The 22,424-nt window shown below is 45.5% G+C and carries 13 protein-coding genes; 7 read left to right on the forward strand and 6 right to left on the reverse strand.

Annotation, left to right across the window (positions count from 1 at the left end):
* Positions 1–88 precede the first annotated feature (88 nt).
* The 4 genes from M4S28_RS14050 to ygjK all read left to right on the forward strand — a co-directional run bounded on the left by M4S28_RS14050 (position 89) and on the right by ygjK (position 7,401).
* Positions 89–1,513: an amino acid permease gene (locus M4S28_RS14050; protein ID WP_004734429.1), complete on the forward strand. Its 1,425-nt coding sequence runs from the start codon at positions 89–91 to the stop codon at positions 1,511–1,513.
* 574 nt (positions 1,514–2,087) lie between these two features.
* Positions 2,088–3,521, forward strand: coding sequence for an amino acid permease (locus M4S28_RS14055; RefSeq protein WP_017080740.1), 1,434 nt, complete (start codon positions 2,088–2,090; stop codon positions 3,519–3,521).
* Between the two features lie 406 nt (positions 3,522–3,927).
* Positions 3,928–4,992: a protein YgjJ gene (gene ygjJ / locus M4S28_RS14060; protein WP_004734431.1), complete on the forward strand. Its 1,065-nt coding sequence runs from the start codon at positions 3,928–3,930 to the stop codon at positions 4,990–4,992.
* A gap of 15 nt (positions 4,993–5,007) precedes the next feature.
* Positions 5,008–7,401: an alpha-glucosidase gene (gene ygjK / locus M4S28_RS14065; protein WP_249631985.1), complete on the forward strand. Its 2,394-nt coding sequence runs from the start codon at positions 5,008–5,010 to the stop codon at positions 7,399–7,401.
* A 212-nt stretch (positions 7,402–7,613) separates the two neighbouring features.
* Here the strand turns inward: ygjK and M4S28_RS14070 are convergent, their stop codons facing one another.
* The 4 genes from M4S28_RS14070 to M4S28_RS14085 form a co-directional block, all read right to left on the reverse strand.
* Positions 7,614–10,730, reverse strand: coding sequence for a beta-galactosidase (locus M4S28_RS14070; protein WP_249631986.1), 3,117 nt, complete (start codon positions 10,728–10,730; stop codon positions 7,614–7,616).
* Between the two features lie 161 nt (positions 10,731–10,891).
* Complete coding sequence (locus M4S28_RS14075) at positions 10,892–12,118, reverse strand: ABC transporter substrate-binding protein (protein WP_249631987.1); 1,227 nt, start codon at positions 12,116–12,118, stop codon at positions 10,892–10,894.
* A 176-nt stretch (positions 12,119–12,294) separates the two neighbouring features.
* Positions 12,295–13,146, reverse strand: coding sequence for a carbohydrate ABC transporter permease (locus M4S28_RS14080; RefSeq protein ID WP_004734435.1), 852 nt, complete (start codon positions 13,144–13,146; stop codon positions 12,295–12,297).
* Positions 13,146–14,066, reverse strand: a complete 921-nt coding sequence (locus M4S28_RS14085) for a carbohydrate ABC transporter permease (protein WP_004734436.1) — start codon at positions 14,064–14,066, stop codon at positions 13,146–13,148. The genes M4S28_RS14080 and M4S28_RS14085 overlap by 1 nt, the downstream gene beginning before the upstream one ends.
* Positions 14,067–14,362: 296 nt before the next feature.
* On the opposite strand from M4S28_RS14085, the gene M4S28_RS14090 reads away from it, so the two are divergent.
* Both M4S28_RS14090 and M4S28_RS14095 read left to right on the forward strand, forming a co-directional pair.
* Positions 14,363–15,445: an ABC transporter ATP-binding protein gene (locus M4S28_RS14090; protein ID WP_249631988.1), complete on the forward strand. Its 1,083-nt coding sequence runs from the start codon at positions 14,363–14,365 to the stop codon at positions 15,443–15,445.
* 281 nt (positions 15,446–15,726) lie between these two features.
* A complete protein-coding gene (locus tag M4S28_RS14095; protein WP_016767622.1) occupies positions 15,727–17,067 on the forward strand; it encodes an MATE family efflux transporter in 1,341 nt (446 codons plus the stop codon).
* 97 nt (positions 17,068–17,164) lie between these two features.
* Here M4S28_RS14095 and M4S28_RS14100 read toward each other — a convergent pair whose 3' ends face one another.
* Both M4S28_RS14100 and M4S28_RS14105 read right to left on the reverse strand, forming a co-directional pair.
* Positions 17,165–18,859 (reverse strand): solute:sodium symporter family transporter, encoded by a 1,695-nt coding sequence (locus M4S28_RS14100; RefSeq protein ID WP_010436271.1) that lies wholly within the window; start codon positions 18,857–18,859, stop codon positions 17,165–17,167.
* A 100-nt stretch (positions 18,860–18,959) separates the two neighbouring features.
* On the reverse strand, positions 18,960–21,062 hold the full coding sequence (locus M4S28_RS14105) for an alpha-galactosidase (RefSeq protein ID WP_249631989.1): 2,103 nt from the start codon (positions 21,060–21,062) through the stop codon (positions 18,960–18,962).
* A 248-nt stretch (positions 21,063–21,310) separates the two neighbouring features.
* On the opposite strand from M4S28_RS14105, the gene M4S28_RS14110 reads away from it, so the two are divergent.
* A complete protein-coding gene (locus M4S28_RS14110) occupies positions 21,311–22,384 on the forward strand; it encodes a LacI family DNA-binding transcriptional regulator (protein ID WP_249631990.1) in 1,074 nt (357 codons plus the stop codon).
* The last annotated feature ends 40 nt before the right edge of the window (positions 22,385–22,424 follow it).

Here is a 22,424-nt window from a genome sequence, read left to right on the forward strand (position 1 = left end):
GTCACACGGCACAACGCCTTTACGCTTCTTCCCTACAAGGAAGCCTAAAGAAATAACGACTATAATTACGTGACCCTTGGAGGACACTATGTCTGAATCTGTACGCGGTAAGTTAGGTAAATTTGCCTTGCTCTCCATGACATTTGCAGCGGTATTTAACGTTCGCAACATTGTAAATAACAACATCGAATTGGGATTGAGTTCTGCTCCTATCTTTTTGCTCGCCACCCTTATTTACTTCATTCCATTCGTGTTCATTATTGCTGAATTCGTATCAGCAAATAAAAATTCTGAGTCAGGCATGTATGACTGGCTTAAACAACCGCTGGGTTCAAAAGCGGCCTACTTAGGTTCATTCCTATATTGGTTCGTGAACCTATTTTGGTTTGTATCATTACTGCCCAACGTTATCGCATACGCGTCTTACGCGATGCTTGGCTACGAGTACGCCTTCTCTCCGATAGTGACTTCGGCAATATCAATAGGTCTGTTTGCAGCAGCGACACACATCTCGACCAAAGGTGCGAGCTGGTTAGGTAAAATTGCAGAGATCGTTGCATACGGTGTATTTGCACTGTTCGCGGTTTACGTTATCGGTGCAATGATGGCACTCGGTGGTAACCATGAGCCGGTAGAGCCAATCACGCTTGAAGCCATGACACCAACCATCAACTGGGCAACGTTAGGCATTATGTGTTGGATCTTCCAAGCAGCCGGTGGTGCAGAAACCGCAGCCGCTTACCTAAACGATGTTAAAGGTGGTCATAAGTCTTTCATCAAGGTGATCATCAGCGCGGGTATCGCTATCGGTATCATGTACGCAGTCGGTTCTCTATTAGTGAACGTATTCGTTGCTCGTGACGAATTAACTTATGCTGGCGGCATGGTTGAAATCTTCACTGGTATGGCGAACTACTTCGACATTTCACAATCTCTAACGGGTCGCTTCGTCGGTATCATTCTGTTCGTCGCTATGTTCGGTTCGATGATGATGTGGACAGCAGCGCCAGTAAAAATTCACTTCTCTGAAATCCCTAAAGGTGTTTACGGTGAGAAAACGACTGAGCTTAACGAGCACGGCGTGCCTGTTCGCGCAGCATGGTGGCAATTCGCTTTCGTATTCCTAATGCTAGTGGTTAACGGCTTCGGTTCTGAGTCTGTACAAGACATGATGAACACAGCAATCAACCTAACAGCAGGTACCGCAATGTTACCGCCTATCTTCATCATGGTGGCGTACTTTGTATTCCGCTTGAAGCATGACGATACCCCACGTGACTTCCGCATGGGTACTCGAGTTCAAGGTATGTCTGTTGTGTCAGTACTTATCGGTATCTTTGTTGTAAGCATGACGGCATCAGCATTCCCAACGGGTGTAGACTTAATGCAAGCGTTCTTCGTCAACGTATTTATGACGGCTGTATTCTCAGCTATCGCTTGGTGGTGGATCTCTCGCTTTGAAAAGAAGCAAGCAGGTAAAGATGCAAAGCTAGAAGCGGCTAAACAATCGTAATACTTAGCAGCATTAGAACCAATTTCAAAAGCGCCTGTCATGGCGCTTTTTTGTTTTAAATCAGACAATTAAAAACCAACACCCGAAAATAAAAACGCCATTCCGTCAAGGATTTACTTCACGAAAAACGTTAATTAAATCGCAATAAAACTCGAACAAAAACAAAGGTAAAACATTAACTAAATTTATTTACTCAAGGTCACATATTTGATCAATTTTGATTAACTTCCCGCCGCTTAATCTTTAATCTTCTTGCTGAAGAGACGAAAGAGTTCATATTTAAAAACGACAAAAAGCCCCTACAAACCTTACAAATCGTCGTTCATGAAACAAACAATCTCTTTGATGAACCTCTTAACCTTTAACTCTTTGTTTTGGTAATAACTTTACTGAAAATCAAGGAATAAAAGCGATAAGAAGTCCGATCGTAAATCTATAAAAACAACAATGAGCCAACCCTGACAAAACAAAGCGGGTGTTTGCCAAACCAACATAACAATAAAAGTGCGGCCTAGAGCCTCCCTCTCTAGGACCAAGTTATAACGATCATCAACGTGATTCACCGGAGAACATCATGTCCGAAAATAAACGCAGTACGATAGGCAAGTTTGCCCTACTGTCTATGACCTTCGCGGCGGTATACAGCTTCAACAACATCATTAACAACAACATCGAGATAGGCCTTTCCTCGGCGCCGATGTTCTTTCTAGCCACCATCTTTTACTTTGTGCCTTTTTGTTTGATCGTCGCAGAGTTTGTGTCACTGAATAAAAACTCTGAAGCGGGCGTTTATTCTTGGGTTAAAAGCTCTCTAGGCGGCCGCTGGGCGTTTATTTCGGCTTATACCTACTGGTTTGTTAACCTTTTCTTCTTCACATCTCTGCTGCCTAGAATCATCGCTTATGCGTCGTATGCGTTCTTAGGGTTTGAGTACATATTCACGCCAATCACCACGGCGATCCTCAGTACCATTTTGTTTGCGATTGCTACGCACATTTCAAACAATGGCGCGAAACTACTAGGCCCCATCACCTCACTAACCTCGTCGCTTATGTTGTTGCTAACAATGTCTTACATCTTGTTGTCTGGCGGTGCTTTGATCGGTGGTATCGAGCCAGCAGATCCAATCACCATTGAAGCGATGACACCAAGCTTCAACTGGGCATTCCTTGGCGTAATCACTTGGATATTCATGGCGGCAGGCGGTGCAGAATCGGTTGCGGTTTACGTTAACGACATCAAAGGTGGTCACAAGTCTTTCGTTAAAGTGATCATCATTGCCGGTATCTTCATTGGTGCGCTTTACTCGGTGGGTTCAGTACTAGCAAACGTGTTTGTGTCGCGAGAAGAGCTTAAATTTACTGGCGGCTCAGTGCAGGTATTCGAAGGGCTAGCACGACACTTTGGGTTGTCTGAAATCCTAATGAATCGCTTTGTGGGCGTGGTTTCATTCACGGCGATGCTAGGCTCTCTGCTGATGTGGACAGCGACACCCGTTAAGATTTTCTTCTCTGAAATCCCTAAAGGTATCTTCGGTGAGAAAACGGTCGCTCTAAACAAACAAGGCGTTCCAGAGCGTGCGGCTTGGATTCAGTTCTTGATTGTGATTCCACTGATGTTCATTCCGACACTGGCGTCCGATACGGTTCAAGATCTGATGAGTACCATTATCAACATGACAGCTGCAGCATCGATGTTGCCACCGCTATTCATCATGATCGCGTACCTTAATTTACGTTTGAAGTTGGATCACTTACCTCGTGATTTCAGAATGGGCTCACGTATGACAGGCATTACCGTGGTCTCGATTCTGATCGGCATTTTCACTGTTGGCTTCTTTGCGTCAACCTTCCCAACAGGTGCTGACATCATGACCATCATCTTCTACAACGTGGGCGGGATTGTTATCTTCCTTGGCTACGCGTGGTGGAAGTACGGCAAATATGAAAAAAGCTTATCTCCAGAAGAGAAAAAACTAGAAGCAAAACCTGAACCGGCGAACGCTTAGTTTACCCTGCACTCTGACTTAAACTTCAGGCACTCGCATTTGGTGAGTGCCTTTTTATTTGTCGGTACATTTCCACTAACCATCTCGATTAAATCAAAGCCATTCAAGAATCAAAGCATTCGAACCAACAATCTAACCACCCATCAAACAATTCACCTCCCGAATACTTACAACCCTAGCCATACCTCTGCAAATTCAACTGAAAGTCAAAATAAAAACAAAGTAAATATTTACTAAAAATAGATCACACTTTTAAACTTAATTAATTTTAAACATCAAAATTATCATTAATATTGGTTTTGCGATCGTAAGTAACCTGACCAATACGCCTTGAAGAGCACCCAATATTAGAAGTCAGAACTACTTGCGTACCTTCATTTATAACCCCGACACAGAAGTGATTAAAATGAAAAGTAGTTTTACTAAAAACACTCTTATTACAAGCTGTATTCTTGCTGCCTTAAGTACCACTGCCCACGCGGAAGAGTCCGCAGCAAACCACAGTGATACTCAGCCTCCTCAGACAGAAACTGAAACCCTATTTAACTTTTATGGTGAGCTTGGCCTTGGTGGTCACGTGGCACTCGAAGGTGATGATAAAGGCCGCTACGCAGACGGTACTTACATTGAAGCTGGCTTGGCTATCGAGCACGGTAATTGGTTTGGTCTTGCTTATATGGAAGGCTGGACAGTACAAGCCGACGACGAAGGCAATGCTTGGGCAACGGGCCACGGCTGGGGCGGCTTTGAAGGTGGTTTCAACCGCTTTTACGCTGGCTACCGCACAGATAACAAAACAGAATTCATGATTGGTCGCATGGACTCTTCATTAGATGACGTTCAATGGTGGGGTGACCCTACGGTTGAATACGGCTACGCGATCTCAAACACGCGAGACGTGCACCTTGGTGTGAAGATTCAAAACCTAGAAGGCAAGCTTCGCTACAGCGTTTCTTTCGCGCCAGAGTCTGACTTCTCTGAAGACGATGCTCTTGTTCACTTCGGTAAATACGACAGCTTCGCAGACCAATGGAAAGATAAGAACGCCATGGTCAATGGTTACCTTCAATACGATCTGACCGACGACTTAACCCTAATGGGTGGTGGTGAAGTTCGTAACAACGATGGTGGTGAACTATTGCTATTGGGTGCTGAGTACAAAAACTTCGCCACTCGTGTTTGGCACGATACAGATAAAGGCAACCAAGAGTCTTTCGGTAGCGAGTCTGGTATTCAAACCAGTGCATGGTACGAAGCGGCACAAGGCGTTTACCTATCTGCAGCCTACAACTACGCAAACTTTGACGGTGACAATGGCGACAAAGAAATCACCTCTTACATCAATGCTGGCGTTTGGTATGAATACGGCAACGGCGCGTTTGCGACTGCTTTCGATAGCCGCTTTGGCGTAGGCAGCGACACTGAAATCGGCGACGCTCAGGTGTTCGCAATGCAATACTTCTACTGGTAATAACAGGAATTGATCATGAAACTGAATAAATCATTCGCAGCTCTCGCTATCGGTGCAGCCCTTGTCGTTACTGGTTGTGCTTCAAACTCAATCTCTGGCTCAGGCTCTGACACAGAACAACTGCAAGCCAACGAATTTAAGAATGTTATCGACCGTACTGGCTCACCTGAATACATGCGTGACTACGACTTCGATGACCACCAACGCTTTAACCCATTCTTCGACCTAGGAGCATGGCACGGTCACCTGTTGCCAGATACCACAGAAGGCATGGGCGGATTCCCAGGTACAGCTCTGCTTACCGAAGAATACATCAACTTCATGGCTGATAACTTCGACCGCCTAAGCGTGTTCAAAGACGGCAAAAAAGTGGCTTTCACTATGGAAGCTTACAGCCTACCGGGCGCATTGGTTCAGACGCTAAAATCTGACGATGTGACCGTAGAAATGACGATGCGTTTTGCTTCAAACCGTACCTCTCTGCTAGAAACCAAAATCACTACCGACTCACCGATTGAATTGGTGTGGGATGGTGAACTGCTAGAAAAGACGCACGCCAAAGAAGGCGTGGCACAAACCGACAAAACAATCGCTGAAACTTACCCTGAGTATAACCGTCAAATCGTCGCAACCGACGATGGCCTAAAGGTGACCTTCGGTAAGGTTCGTTCGACATGGGATCTACTGACTTCTGGTGAGTCTGAATACCAAGTTCACAAGTCGATTCCAACGAAAACCACGGTTGATGGTTTAGCGTTTACTTCAACGGCAAACATTGAAGCATCGACGACTATCTACACCACATACTCACATGTTCTAACGGCAGAAGAAGCCCAAGCGGAACAGCCTGAAATCAAAAAGATCATGGCAAACCCTACCGACTTCTTAGCAGCATCAGCAGAACGTTGGGAAGGCTATCTTGAGATGGGTTTAACCAACCCGAACGCGACACCAGAGCAAGAGCGTGTTGCGGTTAAAGCGATGGAAACCCTAAACGGTAACTGGCGTGGCGCTGCAGGTGCGATGGAGTTTGACTCTGTAACACCATCAGTGACGGCGCGTTGGTTTTCGGGCAATCAAACTTGGCCGTGGGACACATGGAAACAAGCCTACGCAATGGCTCACTTCAACCCAGATGTAGCAAAAGACAACATTCGCGCGATGTTCGCTTACCAAATTCAGGCTGACGATGCCGTTCGTCCTTGGGATGAAGGTTACGTGCCCGATCTACTCGCTTACAACCTAAGTCCAGAACGTGGCGGCGATGGCGGTAACTGGAATGAACGCAATACCAAACCAAGCCTAGCAGCATGGGCAGTAATGGAAGTCTATAAGACCACCAGCGATGAAGCTTGGCTCGAAGAGATGTATCCAAAGCTAGTGGCATACCACGATTGGTGGCTGCGCAACCGTGACAACAACGGCAACGGCGTACCTGAATACGGCGCAGCACGTGATAAAGCACACAACACACCGGAAGGTGAAATGTACTTCACCGTGGTTCGTGGCGATAAACACGAGACAGTTATAGGCCAAGCTGCACTGGATAAAGTGATTGCTGAAGGTAACTACGATTACATCGAGAGCCCAGCGCAAACAGCCGCGTCTTGGGAGTCAGGTCGTGACGATGCAGCCGCATTTGGTTTCATCGATAAAGATCAGCTAGATGCGTATGTCGCGAACGGCGGCAAGCGCAGCGATTGGGATGTTGAGTTCGCTCAAAACCGCGCTGAAGATGGCACACTGCTAGGCTACTCGCTATTGCAAGAATCTGTCGACCAAGCAAGCTACATGTACAGCGATAACAAGTACCTAGCAGAAATGGCTGACATCCTAGGTAAAGACGCAGAAGCGAAAGAGTTCCGTGAAAAAGCAGAGCACCTATCGAACTACATCAACACTTGTATGTTCGACGAAGGCACTAACTTCTTCTACGACATTCGTATCGAAGACAAACCACTAGCCAACGGCTGTGCAGGTAAACCGATTGTAGAGCGTGGTAAAGGCCCTGAAGGTTGGTCACCATTGTTCAATGCTGCTGCCACTCAAGCTAACGCTGATGCAGTTGTCTCTGTAATGAAAGATACAGAAGAGTTCAATACCTACGTTCCACTAGGCACAGCAGCGCTTTCTAGCCCTGCATTTGGCCCAGACATTTACTGGCGTGGACGTGTATGGGTAGATCAATTCTACTTCGGCCTAAAAGGCATGGATAGCTACGGCTACCGTGACGATGCGATTGAAATGGCAGGTGCGTTCTTTGACCACGCCGATGGATTAGTTCAAGACGGTCCAATCCGTGAAAACTACAACCCACTAACCGGCGAACAACAAGGCGCACCAAACTTCTCTTGGAGTGCGGCTCACTTGTACATGCTTTACAACGATTTCTTTACTGACGCAGAGTAAATCGAACCTTTTTATCTGTCCTCTGAGATTCATTAATACACCGGTTCAATAAGATACTGCGAATTAACAAATTTCAGGCTTTGGCACTCAGCGTTATGTTGAGTGCCTTTTTTATATCTGAAGCCAAATAATCGAACAAACAAGCATTTAGACTATTTGGCCTACTATGATCCTTTTACTCTATTCGCTGTACTTTAACCGTTCGCTGCACTTTAACCGTTCTCACCACAATAGAAGCGCACCTGATAATGGTAATGCTCTTTCAATAATTTGTATTCATCATGAACACTTGGCGTCCATGAATCGTCGCCGCCGACACCCATATGGAAGCCATCGACATAAACAAACAGCTGTTCTTGTTCGGTTAAGTCACAAGTATGCTTTGCCTTCTGTAGCTGCTGTAACCCAAAACGACTGACTGAGAAATGGAAGTCTCCTTGCAGTTCAAATGCTCCCACTTTTGCCTCACGAACATCACAACGCAAGCCGCAATCAGAAGGGAAAATATACGGGGTATGCATTTGTTCAATGTTCTGTTGATATCGCCCTATATGGGCTGACATTTTTCGATCTGGGTAGTTTTCGTGTGGCCCACGACCAAGCCATTCCACCCCATCAGGCACATGCTTCAAAGCAAACTCAAAACCGACTCGTGGCAGAGACGGCAAACCTTTCGCCGCTTGCACATCCACATCTAATTTGACCTCACCATCGGCAAATAATTGATACCGCCACGTCGACAATAAACGAACTTGATCTTCCACTGTATGGGCAATGATTGCCGTCACCGACACCCCGTTTTTCTGAGTAATGGCTGAAAATTCGATACACTCAGGAGTGAGCCTATCTAACCTCATCGCCTGCCAGCGTGCGATCCATGAATTGGGGTCGACGCGGTTTGCTTCACTAACACCGATATCGTTGTCTAATGGCGCTCGATAAAAGTTATCTCGAAGGCCACTAGCAAGTTGTTCCACCCCTTTGATTTTCCAGCGTTCTAATGTCCCAGATAATCTGTCAAACTCTACTTGATAAGCATCACCACTCACCGTCAGCAGCGCGTCGGTTTCAGTCACTTTCGGTGGAAATTGAGATAGGTTGGCATCCAACATCAATTGCGGCTGAGTGGGTAAGGTAAGCTGTTCAATCGCCGTCACATGGCCTTTATTCGCCCACGCAGTATTGGCATTTAATACCACTTCGAGATTAAGGTAATTAAGCGCATTGGCCGTATGAGGAATAGTCACACCGTTAAGCTCTATCTGGACACTCTCGTCCGCACCAACCATCAATTCGATCCAACCGTCGCACGTGACCACACCATTCTGGGTAACCGTCCAATTCAACGTTTCAACCCTGCTGGTCACAAATAGGTGTTCGCTGTGTACCTCAATCACCAGTGGTGATGCAGACACCAGTTTGAACTGATAAAACTGTTGCGCCTTTTTCACTTCATGCAGCGTTGGATGTACCGTTCTGTCTGGGAATACCAAACCATTAATGCAGAACTGGCGATCATTAATCTCGTCGCCGAAATCACCACCATAGCCCCAATATTGTTTGCCGCTCGAATCGGTTTTGGTTATCCCTTGATCGACCCAATCCCAGATAAAGCCACCTTGCAATCTAGGATTATCTCGAAAAGCGTGCCAATATTTGTCGAAGCTACCGAGGCTATTGCCCATCGCATGTGCATACTCACACAAGATCAGCGGGCGCTGTTCGTTCGGCAGAGCTATGGCTTTACGAATACCCACTCTAGGAGTGACTTCAGGTTGACTCTCAACAACAGGTAAATCCCAATCAACACGCGCATACATAGGACATAAAATATCGGTCGCTGCTGTATCTGCCCCGCCACCTTCATACTGAACCGGGCGTGTTGGATCAGTTTGTTTCACCCATTGATACATCGCATGGTGATTACGACCTATCCCCGACTCATTACCCAATGACCAAATGATCACGCTGGCGTGGTTTTTATCGCGCTCCACTAGCCTAGTCATTCGTCTCATGTACGCATTCAACCACGACGAATCATTAGACAGTCGACACATCGGAAACTGACCATGGGTTTCCACATTCGCTTCATCAACCAAATACAGGCCATACTCATCACACAATTCATACCACAATGGGTGATTCGGATAATGAGCAGTTCTAACGGCATTGAAGTTATTTTGTTTGAGCAGTTTGATGTCTTGAATCATTCCTTCACGAGTCATGGTGTGACCCAATTCAGGGTGATGTTCATGGCGATTCACACCACGAATCAGCAACGGCTTACCGTTAACTTTGAGCAAACTATCGGTAATTTCAACACATCGAAATCCGACATCGTAAGCCTCGCAATCGACAAGCTCATCATGTTCATTGAGCAATGACACCACACAGTGATATAAGTAGGGTGACTCGGCACTCCACTTGTTCGGATTCACCACTGAAATGCGGTGTTCAGCGACTTCAGACCAAGGCCCTTTCTCATCCACAACTCGCTCACCAAAGCCCACGATTTGAGGTTCACAAACCAACAGTCCTTGAGCATCATAAAGTTCAGCTCTCAGCTTATCGCAGCCTTCTACATCATTGCTGTGCTTGGTTATTTTCGTAGAAATATTTAAAACCGCATCGCGATAGCAAGCATCTAGCTGCGTCTCAATACCAACATCCTCGATTGCGACCTTGGGCTTTCTCAATAAAGTCACATCACGGAATATGCCGCTGAGCCACCACATATCTTGGTCTTCAAGATAGGAACCATCAGACCAACGCAGCACCATTACTGCGAGCGTGTTCTCGCCTGCTTGTAAGTATTCAGACAGGTCAAATTCAGCCGGTAATCGACTGTCTTGCGAATAACCAACCCACTTGCCGTTGCACCATAAATGAAATGCAGAATTCACGCCATCAAAGGTCAGCCTATGGGTATCTAATAGCTCCGGTTCCATGCAGTTAAAATGAGTTCGGTAGAGCCCTGTCGGATTATCGCTAGGGACGAAGGGAGGGTTATCAGCGAAAGGATACTTCACATTGGTATAGATCGGTTTATCAAAGCCAAGCATCTGCCAGTTGCTTGGCACTGTGATCGACTTCCACGAGGAATCATCAAAATGTTCAGAGACAAACTCTTCGCAGACCAACTCAGGCGAACCGAACAGCTGAAACTTCCAAACCCCATTAAGAGACAAGGTGCGTGACGAGTTCTTCCCCACAGCCTCAGCCAACGAGGTGTAACCATTCAAAGGAGCATGAGCCTCAACAACGTTATGATGAGTGATGTGTTGGTTTTCCCATTCACGGGCAGAGATGATTTGAGAGAAAGTTCTCATGGAGTGTTCCTTACGATAAACCGTTCAAAGTGAATCATTGCAAGTGATACTCAGTGCTCCATAACATTCAAACATGACGAACACCAACGAATCAGCACTGGCAATAATCCCTAGAGAGACAAAAGAAAGCCGCAGCCTGAACCGCTGCGGCTATTGAGATATTACTTAAAGGTACGCTTGCTCACCTTATCGAGTTTCTTCAAGATTTTTTCGATTCGGTCAGGGTGAACCATAAACTCTTGGAAACCTTTCATGCCCTCTTTGGCCATCGCAGGATCGGTATCACGGTCATAGAACTGAGCCGTACCATCGGTAGAAGCGAGCATTGCTACACCTTTATCTAAGAACGGATCTGACTTGGCTTTGGCTTTATTGTTGGTCGGAATTTGCAACAGCATCTCATTGATCAGCTGTTGGTTTTCAGCGCGAGCAACAAACTCTAAGAACTTACGAGCATCTTCCTTATTTTTTGCTTTAGAAGGAATGTGTAACGTATCCATTGGCGCGTCTTCTGACATCGGAATACTTGGGTCGATGACAGGGAATTGGAAGAAATCCATCTTGCCATCTAACTCAGCAGGGAAGTTTGGCGTAATGAAGTTCCCCATCAGGTACATCGCCGCTTTACCGTTGTACAAGAAAGGTTGAGCTTCTTGCCAAGAATAAGAGGCGTGATTTTCTAGATAGTAACCAGGCTCAACAAGCTCAGCCCAGTTAGCGAAGGTTTTCTTCACACGTTCGTCAGAATATGACACCTTGCCTTCCATCAACTGAATATGAAAATCCAAGCCGTTAGTACGCATGTTGATGTAATCAAACCAACCTGCAGCGGTCCACAAGTACTTAGTGCCAATCGCAAACGGTGCCACACCATTTTCTTTCAGCGTTGCCGATGCCGATTTCAGATCATCCCATGTTTTAGGTTCAGCAATTCCATACTGTTCAAAAATGTCTTTGCGGTAGTAGATACCCCATTGGTAATACGTGTATGGCACACCAAATTGCTTGCCATTTACCGTCATTGCAGGTGCGGCTGACGCAAAGTCTTGCTTCATGTTGTTGTCAGTCCAAATATCACTAACATCTTCAAACAGGCCGCGGTCAACAAAGGCTTTCATTCGGTTACCCGCATACCAAAAAACCACGTCCGGCGGCGAAGTGACCAACCAATTACGAATCGTTGTTTTGTACGACTCGTGATCGTACAAGTTGTACTTGACCGTAATATCTGGGTTTTCTTTTTCAAAGCGGTTAATGATCTCACCCCACGCCTCTTTTGGCGCTGGATCAGAAGCATCTGAGTTGATGACTAAGGTGCCTGCAAACGATGTTGCAGACATGGAGGCAGCGAGCACTGCAGAGGCAGCGATATGTTTCACGTATTTCATATTGAGGTCCTTGTTATGGAGCTAAGCTCTCTAAGTCCAATTCTTATTGTTTTCTCTCGTAGGGTGGTTCGTGTTTTAGTTACTCTTCAATGATTCATCCATTCGGGATGTCGGTAGCAATAACGACTAAAGCCGTCGCTATTGCTAGATTCGTGTATCGATTCTTATCTCGTTATTTACCCTTTGGTCGCACCTAATGTCAGACCTGCGATAAAGTGCTTTTGCATGGTAAAAAACAGCACAACCGGTGGGATAGCCGCGACTACAGCACCCGCCGACATAAACTGCCAAGACGCCAGCCATTGGCCTTGAAGTGAGCTCAACCCCGCAGTCACAGGGCGAACGTCATCACTCTGAACCAGTACTAGTGCCCAGAAGAAATCGTTCCAAATAAAGGTAAACACCAACACGGCTAGCGCAGCTAATGCAGGGCGAACCAAAGGCAGCACCACATGCCAGAATATTTTCCATTCACTCACCCCTTCAACACGCGCCGCTTCGATCAAGGCATCTGGGATCCCGACGATAAAGTTACGCATAAACAAGGTACAAAATCCGGCTTGAAAAGCGATATGGAAGAAAATCAATGCCCAATGGGTATCGTAAAGGCCAAGTCCAATCGTTAAATCACGCACTGGAATCATCAAAATTTGGAACGGAACAAAGTTGCCCGCGATAAACATCGCAAAGATCCAAACGTTGGCTTTAAAGTTGTATTTCGCCAAGGCATACCCAGCCAAAGTCGAAAGAGCGACAGCCCCTGCGACCGCTGGCAGTGTGATGATCAAGCTATTGATTAGGTACTGCCCCATAGAGGTCGAGGTAAAAACTTGGGTGTAGTTCTCTATGAATTGAATCTCGCTCGGCCAGCCCCAGTAATTACCTTTGTTGATGTCATCCATCGAACGAATCGACGTCATCATCACGGCGATAAGCGGTAACAACCACATCACGATCGAGATAGGTAACGCGACTCGGTAGCTGATATTAGTAAAGCGACCGGCTTTTTGAATTGGTTGCGGAAACATTATTTTTCACTCCTTAACATGCGCCACAAGAAGTAAGCGATATAGATATCCATAATCAGAAACAGCACCACCGAAACCGCCGCACCGTAACCCATTCGATAATTAAAGATAGACTCTTCATACATTTGATACGCCAGTACCGTCGAGCTGCCCCAAGGTCCACCCGCCGTCATGGTTGCCACTAAATCGAAAGAACGTAGGGCACCAATCACGGTCACGACCACAGCAATAAACGTCGCGGGTCTTAGTTGAGGCAACACCACGTACCACAACATGCGCCACTTCTTTGCACCATCCAGTCTCGCCGCTTCTAATTGCTCTGGGTCGAGGTTATTCAACCCAGTGAGATACAAGATCATGCAGTAAGAGATTTGTGGCCATAGACCAGCGGCAATGATTCCGTAGGTGACATAGTCTTCGTCAGCGAGTATTGATATGGGCTCAAAACCGAACGCACCCAATACCATATTGAAAAGGCCAAATGAAGGGTCATAGAACCAGGAGAACACTAGACCAACCACCACTTGAGAGATAACAAAGGGGAAGAAAAATAAGGATTTAACGACACGAATGCCTTTCACTTGTTGGTTTAAGAAAAGGGCAATCGCCAAGCCACACGGTGGCGCAAGCATAAAGAAAATCAACCAAAGGAAGTTATTCGTTAACGAAGTATAAAAAGCATCTGAGTCAAAAAGCTCACGATAGTTCTCAAGCCCCACCCACTCTTTTTCGCCTAACCCATCCCACTCAAAGAAGCTCAGCCAGATACTGTCCAAGATGGGGTAGATAACATAGAGAGAGAAGATAGCGATGGCTGGCGCCAAAAACAGCCAAGGCGACACCTTAGAACTAATGCGCCTTTTCTTTTTCGCCGATGGGATGCGATTTTCTGGGTATATCGTTTTCACAGATTGCTCCATTTCCCGAAATTCCTTGTATTAAAAGCTTCATTTACTATTTGATTAATTTCCACCTAGGTTTCTAAATTTAATCAAGCAATGCAGCATTTATAGTAATTACGTTCAAATATTAGGCTTATTGATAACATTGCGCACAGTTATGTTTTATTTTTGTAAACGTTTCCACAAAAATCAGTATAGATCGCCAAATTTATATGACCACGGTCAATAAATCATGCGAGGCACCTAACAAATTTCTGATGAAAGCGTATGTTTTAAAGGCAAAGAGATGCAGTCCAACGAAGCAAGGAGAGAGCATGGCTGATATCAGCTTAAAACAGGTCATCAAACGATATGGTGATGTTCAAACGATCCATGGTGTTGATCTAGAAATAAGTAACGGCGAATTCGTAGTATTCGTTGGACCGTCTGGTTGCGGTAAATCAACTCTCTTACGCTTAGTTGCTGGCTTGGAAGAGATTACTGAAGGTGAGATCCATATTGGCGATGATCTGGTTAACGATGTCGATCCTGCCGAGCGTGGTGTGGCGATGGTATTCCAGTCCTACGCCCTTTATCCGCATATGACGGTTGAAGAAAACATGGGCTTTGGCCTGAAAATGAACGGTGTTGCTAAAGAAGTCGTCGAGAAACAAGTCACCAGTGCAGCGAAAACGCTTCAACTAGATCCTTTATTGAAGCGTAAACCTAAAGAACTTTCGGGTGGACAACGTCAGCGTGTTGCTATCGGTCGAGCAATTGTTCGTAACCCGAGAGTGTTCTTATTCGACGAACCTTTGTCTAACCTAGATGCAGAACTCCGTGTCGATATGCGCTTACAAATCGCCAAATTACATCAAGATCTGCAAAATACCATGATCTATGTAACGCACGATCAAGTGGAAGCCATGACGCTTGCCGACAAAATAGTCGTACTTAGAGATGGCCGAGTTGAACAAGTTGGTTCGCCACTCGAACTGTATCACTCTCCTCAAAATGAGTTTGTGGCCGGCTTTATTGGCTCCCCGAAAATGAACTTCTTACCTTGTTTGGTCAATAACATCTCTGAGACTCATGCTCAACTGACCGTAAATGGCTCGAGTAAAATTACTCTACCACTGCCAAGTGATGGCCTTGCAGAAGGGCAAAAACTCACTCTCGGTATTCGACCTGAACATTTAGAGATTAATGGCGAGTCGGATATCACCATTGAGTTCCAGAGTGAGGTCGTAGAAAGGCTAGGCAACAGCACTTATATGTTTGGTCAGTCTTGTGGTGTAGACAGCTTTAAAGTTCATCTGCCCGGAGATCAAGAGGTCACTCGCTATCAGTCTCTCAATCTAAATTTCTCATCAAAAGATTGTCATCTGTTTGATGCTGAAGGGCAGAGAATTAATTAAGCGTTTAAAAACGGTAAAGCTAGCTGATGTTGCTCGCTTTACCGCTTCATTTCAAACTCACTTCTTGTGCCACTTTTTAGTCGTTAAACGCTTCCACTTTATTCCTCTTTACCTTATGAAACATCTCTCAAAAGTTTCATAACTCACACTTAAATGTTGGCCTCTGAAGGCTTATTCGAACTTTATTTACCCTTAATAGCTATCCGGACATTAATTTGATAGTCGTTTACTAAATAATCGCTAAACTATAGTGTCGCCTACCCCCTTTTGAGAAAACCTAAATGCCTACTGCTGATTCCACCCTAAATAAACGCATGGGAATCGTTGCGCTCACCTGGCCAATTTTTATCGAAGTTCTTTTAAGAACAGCCCTCAACACCAGTGATGTCTTCATGCTATCTGGATACTCAGACAAAGCCGTGTCTGCCGTTGGTGTTATCTCTCAGATATCTTTTTTCCTGATCATCGTCTCGACCATGGTCAGTAGTGGAACTGGCATATTAATCGCGCAATACAACGGTGCTTCTCGCGACGAAGAGAGCGCTCATGTGGGTGTGGCGAGTATTGTATTAGCCATCATTACAGGCCTGTTACTGAGCATTATCGCCACTCTTGGCGCTGAGTATTTTATCCCTCTTTATCAACTTGAAGCTCAAGTGGAACAATACGCTCAAGAGTACCTATTTATCAGCGGTGCTCTCACCTTTAACGTGACGATTGGCGTTGTGCTAACGACGATTCTGCGCAGTCATGGCTACTCTAAGTCACCGATGATCATCAACTTAATAGCAGGTGTTATTAACGTACTGGGTAACTATTGCGTGTTGTACCAACCTTTTGGCCTACCAGTGTACGGTGTACAAGGCGTTGCTGCATCAACGGTCATTAGCCAAATGATTGGCCTATTGATCTTAATCGGTGTTGTAAGAAATAAAGGAATAGACTTACCTCTTAAGCAGTTCAAATCCGTACCTAAAGCTATCTATCAAAAAATCATTAAGATCGGCTCAATGAATGCGGGTGAGGTACTGTCTTACAACATGGCGCAAATCACAATTACCTTCTTCATAGTGCAGATGGGAACCTCGTCATTGGCGGCGTTCACCTATGCACAAAACATCGCACGTCTCTCTTTTGCGTTTGCTTTAGCTATCGGCCAAGGGAGCCAAATTCAAACAGGCTACTACATTGGAAAGGGCTGGATAGATGAAATTACGAGCCGGGTACAACGCTACTTTGTGGTTGGCTTCATCGCCTCAACTAGCATAACTTGTATGGTCTATATTTTCCGTTTTGAGATCCTAGATCTATTCACTCAAGATCCTGAAATCATCGCCCTTGCTGCATTACTTATTGCCGGGTCAATCTTGTTAGAAGCTGGCCGTGTTTTTAACCTGATCTTCATCTCATGTCTAAAAGCGACAGGCGACATTAAGTTCCCTGTAAAGATGGGAGTATTGAGCATGTGGGGCATTGGGGTTGCAATGAGCTATTTGCTTGGTGTGCACTGGGGCTACGGTGTATTTGGTGCCTGGATGGCTATCGCGATGGACGAATGGTTCCGAGGAATCATCATGGCGTATCGTTGGCGAGCAAAGAAATGGATTCGATTCTCATTCTAGAACATGAGTTTAGCGTTACATTTATCTTCATCAGATAGACAAACGCCGCTCCTATTTTCAAGGAGCGGCGTTTTCGTTTTTAATGAATCGAACTCACCTACGCGGTCGCAAGTGCTTTCTTACGCTTTGCTAAGCGTGCTGCAATACCAAACAGCATCACAATGCCGCACACACCGTAGACTTGCATAATGGTTGGATCATCCGAGACAAAACCAACATCAGAGAACATCACGTACGCACCTAATACCATGTAGAGAATGATAGCCGAAGCTTCGAAACGGAACGCCCAAGGCGTAACATCAATGTTTTCATTTACAGGCATCACATAATCATCTTCACGTGGCATAAAGTAACCAATAATGAACATCAGCGCCGTACATACAACAAACAGAATCGCCAATTGGTGTAAGAAGTGAATAGGTGTTTTGAACACTAACTGCATCGCAGCGTATGAACTTACAAATACCACCAATGCCACTTTAGCCGCTAGAGCTGGCACACGTTTAGAGATGTAACCCACAAACACGATAGTGAAGATTGGCACACTGAAGAAGCCCGCTACCATTTGTAGGTATTGGAACAAACCTTCTGGTGCGTACATGATGAATGGTGCGATACATACCGAGATAATCGCGATCACAACGCCGAAGATACGGCCTTTACCCACCAACTCTTCATCCGTTTTGCCTTGGCCAAACAAAGGCTTGTAGACATTCAATGCAAAGAGAGTGGTCGAACTGTTAAGCACACCATTAAACGTACTTAGGATGGCGCCAAACATCACCGCAACGAAGAAACCGACTAATGGTTTAGGCAATACTTCGTTTACCAAGCGCGTGTACATGGTGTCTGGATTACCAGCATCTGCGCCAAACATGTGGAATGCAATAATGCCAGGAATTATTAGGAACAGCGGAGAGATAACCTTAATTGCACCAGCAAGGATTACCCCTTTCTGACCTTCTTTTAAGTTCTTAGCACCCAATGCACGCTGGATGATTGATTGATCCGTCCCCCAGTAGTAAAGGTTCACAAGTAGAAGACCGGTAAACAAGGTTGAGAACGGCAGTGGATCGGTCTCAGTACCGACCGATTGCAGTTTCTCTGGCGCAGCGTACAACAGCGTATCTAAGCCAGCCCCAAAACTGCCATCACCTAGAGCCATCAAGCCAAAAACAGGGATCATCAAGCCGCCAATAATAAGACCAACACCATTAATAGTATCGGCAATCACAACCGCTTTGAGTCCACCATAAATCGCGTAAAAGAAACCAAGTAGACCGATCGTCGCTGAAATTAAGGCTATCGAGCTGAATTCTGAAATATTAAGCAGAGCTTGAACATCAAAGATCTCACCGAGAACAACGGCACCGGCATAAAGTGTGGTTGGCAAGATATTGATGACGTACTGGCACAAGAAAAGTAACGTCACAAACTTCTTCACCGACATGTCGTAACGACTCTCTAAGAAGTCTGGAATCGTCGTGATCCCTTGCTTGAGGTAACGCGGTACTAACATCAGAGCGATGATCACTAAGGTGACACCAGACGCTACTTCCCAACCCATGACACTCATGTTGTGGGTATAGGCTTGTGCGCTCATGCCAACAAAGCTAGTCGCGCTCAAGTTGGTTAAAATTAGGGAGCTGGCAATCAAACCACCGGTTAAGCTTCTTCCACCGAGAAAGAAACCGTCTTGTGAGGTGTTCTTGTCATTTTTAACTTTGTTGTAGGTAAACGCGACAACAAAACCAGTAAATAACAAGAATGACAGCAGAACTGTAATAGACATTTTGTTTTCCTTAAGTTTAGTTATTGCGGCAGCAATTCCTCGCTGCCGATTATATTTTTATATTTAGAATTTTATTTGTAGGGGACTCAGAGTTAGCGCTTCATATCTTTTTCAGATGAACAATCAAGGCTGACTCTGGGTCTAGAATCGGTAAGGTCAATCCAATCTCCTTGAGGTTATCGCCACTCAGGGTTAACGTTTTGTCGAGCCATTGAGGGCGTTGTTTCATCAACTGGAAACTGGTTTTTGGCATGTCCACTAACTTCACTTGATACATCGCGTTGTCTTCCACACAGCTAATACGAAGTGGAGAAGGCAGAGCATATTCAGGCATCGCTAATTGGCACACGGTAATCAGCATTTCATCGTCATTTTCAACGCCATAAATATTCTGATTTTTGTCCGAAGGATCCATTCGGAAACTACGACCAGAATGCAAAACATGACGAAATTGCTTATGCAGTGAAATGTAATGTGAGAATGCTTGTTTCTCTTCCGGTGACTCTTTAACAGGGTCAAGCTCAACACCCATGTGCCCCATGAGTGCAGTTACACCACGCATATTGATGCTGTGACGACGGTTGGTTGAGTGGCATTCTGCTGGGCCAATGTGCGCCCCCATCACTTCTGGTGGGAAGAAGTAACTCATGCCTTTCTGAATGGCTTGGCGCTCTAAGGCATCATTACAATCCGATGCCCAGAAACGATGTGTTCGTTTTAGAATTTCAAAATCGATACGGCCGCCGCCCGAAGAACAAGATTCAATCTCGACTTCTGGGTGCGCTCGATTCAACTCATCAACAAGGCGATATAGTGCTTTAGTTTGACCATGCACCGCAGCCTTACCTTGATGCCCAGGTTGAACCAACTCTCGGTTCATGTCCCACTTAAGGTAAGTGATGTTGTACCGAGTCAGCAGCGCATTGAGGCGTTCATACAAGTAGTTAAAACACGCTTCATTTTGTAGGTCTAACACGTATTGCCAACGACCAGACGGTTGATGATACCCTTGTAGTCCAAGTACCCAATCCGGATGGTTTCGATAAAGATTAGAGTCTTGGCTAACCATCTCAGGTTCAACCCACAACCCAAACTCCATACCCTGTTGGTTTACATGTTCAATCACAGGCTCTAAGCCATTTGGATATTTCACCTCATCCAAATACCAGTCGCCCAGTGCGGTACGTTCACCATCACGCCCCACAAACCAACCATCATCAATAATGAAACGTTCAACGCCCATCACGCCCGCTTCCGTTGCCATCTTCATGATGTAGTCAGGCTTGTGATCAAAATAGATCCCTTTCCATGTATTCAAGTGAACGGGACGAGGTTTATCAGTTGGAAATTGAATAATATTGTCGCGAACAAATTGCTGAAAACGCTGAGCAATACCGTTCAAGCCAGAATTGCTGTAACAGCCATAGAGCCAAGGTGTCTGATAAGTAGCCTCTGGTTCTAGAATCGATTCACCCGGTAGCAATAACTCTCCCGCTTGAACAAAGCGGCGGCCATCACTACGAACATCCGCGCGCATTTGGTGGTTACCGCTCCAACCCAAATGAAATCCCCACACCAAACCGTTCTGCTCTGAGAACCCTTGAGTGCCTGCAAACATGCCAGGGAAGTTTTCATGTGAAGTACGACCGCGACGGTTCTCTTGCATGAAGCCGCCGTGTTCAAAACGCTGACGTTGCGTTTGAAATTCATGACACCAACGGCCATGGAACGTCATGAGTTCGTTGGCATGATTCGGCAATGGCAACGTAGAAGAAAGCTTATTCAGGTAGTATTTATTGCTACCGTTATTGGTGACGGTTACACGCTTTTGAACGACGTCAGATTCGAAATCCAGTTTGATCTCAACCTTAAGCTCCAGTAAAGCAACCTTGTCTTCAAGGAAAAAACTCACTTCTTGATCTTGAGCATCGTAACGAACGGTCTTAAAGACGGGAGCCCAATCAAGCCCTTCTCTATGACCTTCAATACCCGGAGCGTTAAAGTGTCCACTGCCTAACTCAGGGCAAAGAGAAAGTGGCACATCCACATCAAGTCGAGCTTGAGAAATCGGCCTTTCTGTCGAAAGCAGAAGATCTTCATCAATACTTGCGATCTTTGCCCCCCAATGCAAAACCTCTGGAACGCGCCCTGATTTAATGATCAAACTATGATTTTTACTCTTTAAGTGAATAAATTCGTTCATTACTAATCTCTATTGTTTTCGTAAACATGATATAGAAATAATAGTGAACCCATCACGCCAAATTAGTATCCAAAACCGACAAAATCGTGATGTAAATTGGCTTTAACATTCGAGAAACTTGCACAAGATCGACTGTTTCCGGAAACATTTTTAATGTTTTAAAAGACATTTATTTGAGAGTGAGTAGAGTTTAGTTTGGTAAATTTCGGTAGGCTTATTTCACTCTAAAATATTCGATGAGCAGAGCGATGAGTATCACCTTTAAAGACGTAGCAAAACTGGCAGGGGTATCCACCCAGACGGTATCTCGAGTAACCAATGGCTCACAAGACGTCGCGGAGTCCACCCGCAACAAGGTTAACGCTGCCATAAAGCAACTGGGTTATGTACCCAATAAAGGTGCTCAAATGCTCAGTCGAGCCAAGTCCACCAGCGTTGGCTTAGTCACGCTCGATATGGCACTGCATGGCGCAGCAATGATCGCCAATGGCGTGCGAATGCAGGCTCATGATATGAGTTATGGCGTTGCTTTCTCTGTTGTTGCCGAGCCCAATCTCGCGAATACCCGTGAGGCAATCCGTGAACTGATGGCTCAACAGGTCGACAGCATAATTCTGAATGTGCCATTAAAGAGTACCGATGCAGAATTGTTAGTGGAACAATATCAGCACCTCAACCTAATCTTCATTGATGTCCCTTCTAACAGCCAAGTGAACTATGTTTGCGGTGATCATGCGGAAGGAGCAAAACTGGCGGCTCAACATCTACTTGAGAGCGGACGAACGGACTTCCTGTTAATCACTGGTCCGAACGAATCCAGCGCCTCAAAGATTCGACATCAAAGTTGGTTAGCCGCGTTATCAGATGCAGAGAGTAAGGTGCAGTATCAATATCAAGGAAACTGGCAAGCAGAAAGTGGTTATCTTGGCGTTCGAGAAGCTGTCTCTAAACAAGCCGTATTTGATGCCGTGTTAGTGGCAAGTGATCAGATGGCATTGGGAGCTTTACGTGCACTGCAAGAACTGCAGATACCGGTCCCTGATAAGGTTGCTGTCGTCGGCTTTGATGGCATCGAGGACAGTGCATTTTTTAATCCACCACTGACCACCATCAAACAGGACTTCACCACGATTGGCCGACAAGCAGTGGTACTTGCAGAGAAGCTCAACGCGAACTCACAAGATGCTTTACTGCAGCACCATATCGAAACGGCATTACTCCCAAGAGAAAGCAGCCAACCTAAGGTGACGGCTCACTATGAAAAACAAGAGATCGAGCAACTGCTAAAAAGGATTCAGACCCTTTTGCCAGAATCGACATAAAAGAAAAAGCGCTAGGGGGAGCTAGCGCTTTAAGACCAAC

The sequence above is a fragment of the Vibrio sp. J383 genome (assembly GCF_023503985.1).
Classification (GTDB): Bacteria; Pseudomonadota; Gammaproteobacteria; order Enterobacterales; family Vibrionaceae; genus Vibrio; species Vibrio splendidus.

What these genes read in the sequence shown, in the direction of transcription:
- M4S28_RS14100 (WP_010436271.1), bottom strand. Translation starts at nt 18,859, where the DNA reads ATGTCTATTACAGTTCTGCTGTCATTCTTGTTATTTACTGGTTTTGTT.
- M4S28_RS14095 (WP_016767622.1), top strand. Translation starts at nt 15,727, where the DNA reads ATGCCTACTGCTGATTCCACCCTAAATAAACGCATGGGAATCGTTGCG.
- M4S28_RS14070 (WP_249631986.1), bottom strand. Translation starts at nt 10,730, where the DNA reads ATGAGAACTTTCTCTCAAATCATCTCTGCCCGTGAATGGGAAAACCAA.
- M4S28_RS14110 (WP_249631990.1), top strand. Translation starts at nt 21,311, where the DNA reads ATGAGTATCACCTTTAAAGACGTAGCAAAACTGGCAGGGGTATCCACC.
- ygjK (WP_249631985.1), top strand. Translation starts at nt 5,008, where the DNA reads ATGAAACTGAATAAATCATTCGCAGCTCTCGCTATCGGTGCAGCCCTT.
- M4S28_RS14090 (WP_249631988.1), top strand. Translation starts at nt 14,363, where the DNA reads ATGGCTGATATCAGCTTAAAACAGGTCATCAAACGATATGGTGATGTT.
- M4S28_RS14105 (WP_249631989.1), bottom strand. Translation starts at nt 21,062, where the DNA reads ATGAACGAATTTATTCACTTAAAGAGTAAAAATCATAGTTTGATCATT.
- M4S28_RS14055 (WP_017080740.1), top strand. Translation starts at nt 2,088, where the DNA reads ATGTCCGAAAATAAACGCAGTACGATAGGCAAGTTTGCCCTACTGTCT.
- ygjJ (WP_004734431.1), top strand. Translation starts at nt 3,928, where the DNA reads ATGAAAAGTAGTTTTACTAAAAACACTCTTATTACAAGCTGTATTCTT.
- M4S28_RS14050 (WP_004734429.1), top strand. Translation starts at nt 89, where the DNA reads ATGTCTGAATCTGTACGCGGTAAGTTAGGTAAATTTGCCTTGCTCTCC.
- M4S28_RS14085 (WP_004734436.1), bottom strand. Translation starts at nt 14,066, where the DNA reads ATGGAGCAATCTGTGAAAACGATATACCCAGAAAATCGCATCCCATCG.
- M4S28_RS14080 (WP_004734435.1), bottom strand. Translation starts at nt 13,146, where the DNA reads ATGTTTCCGCAACCAATTCAAAAAGCCGGTCGCTTTACTAATATCAGC.
- M4S28_RS14075 (WP_249631987.1), bottom strand. Translation starts at nt 12,118, where the DNA reads ATGAAATACGTGAAACATATCGCTGCCTCTGCAGTGCTCGCTGCCTCC.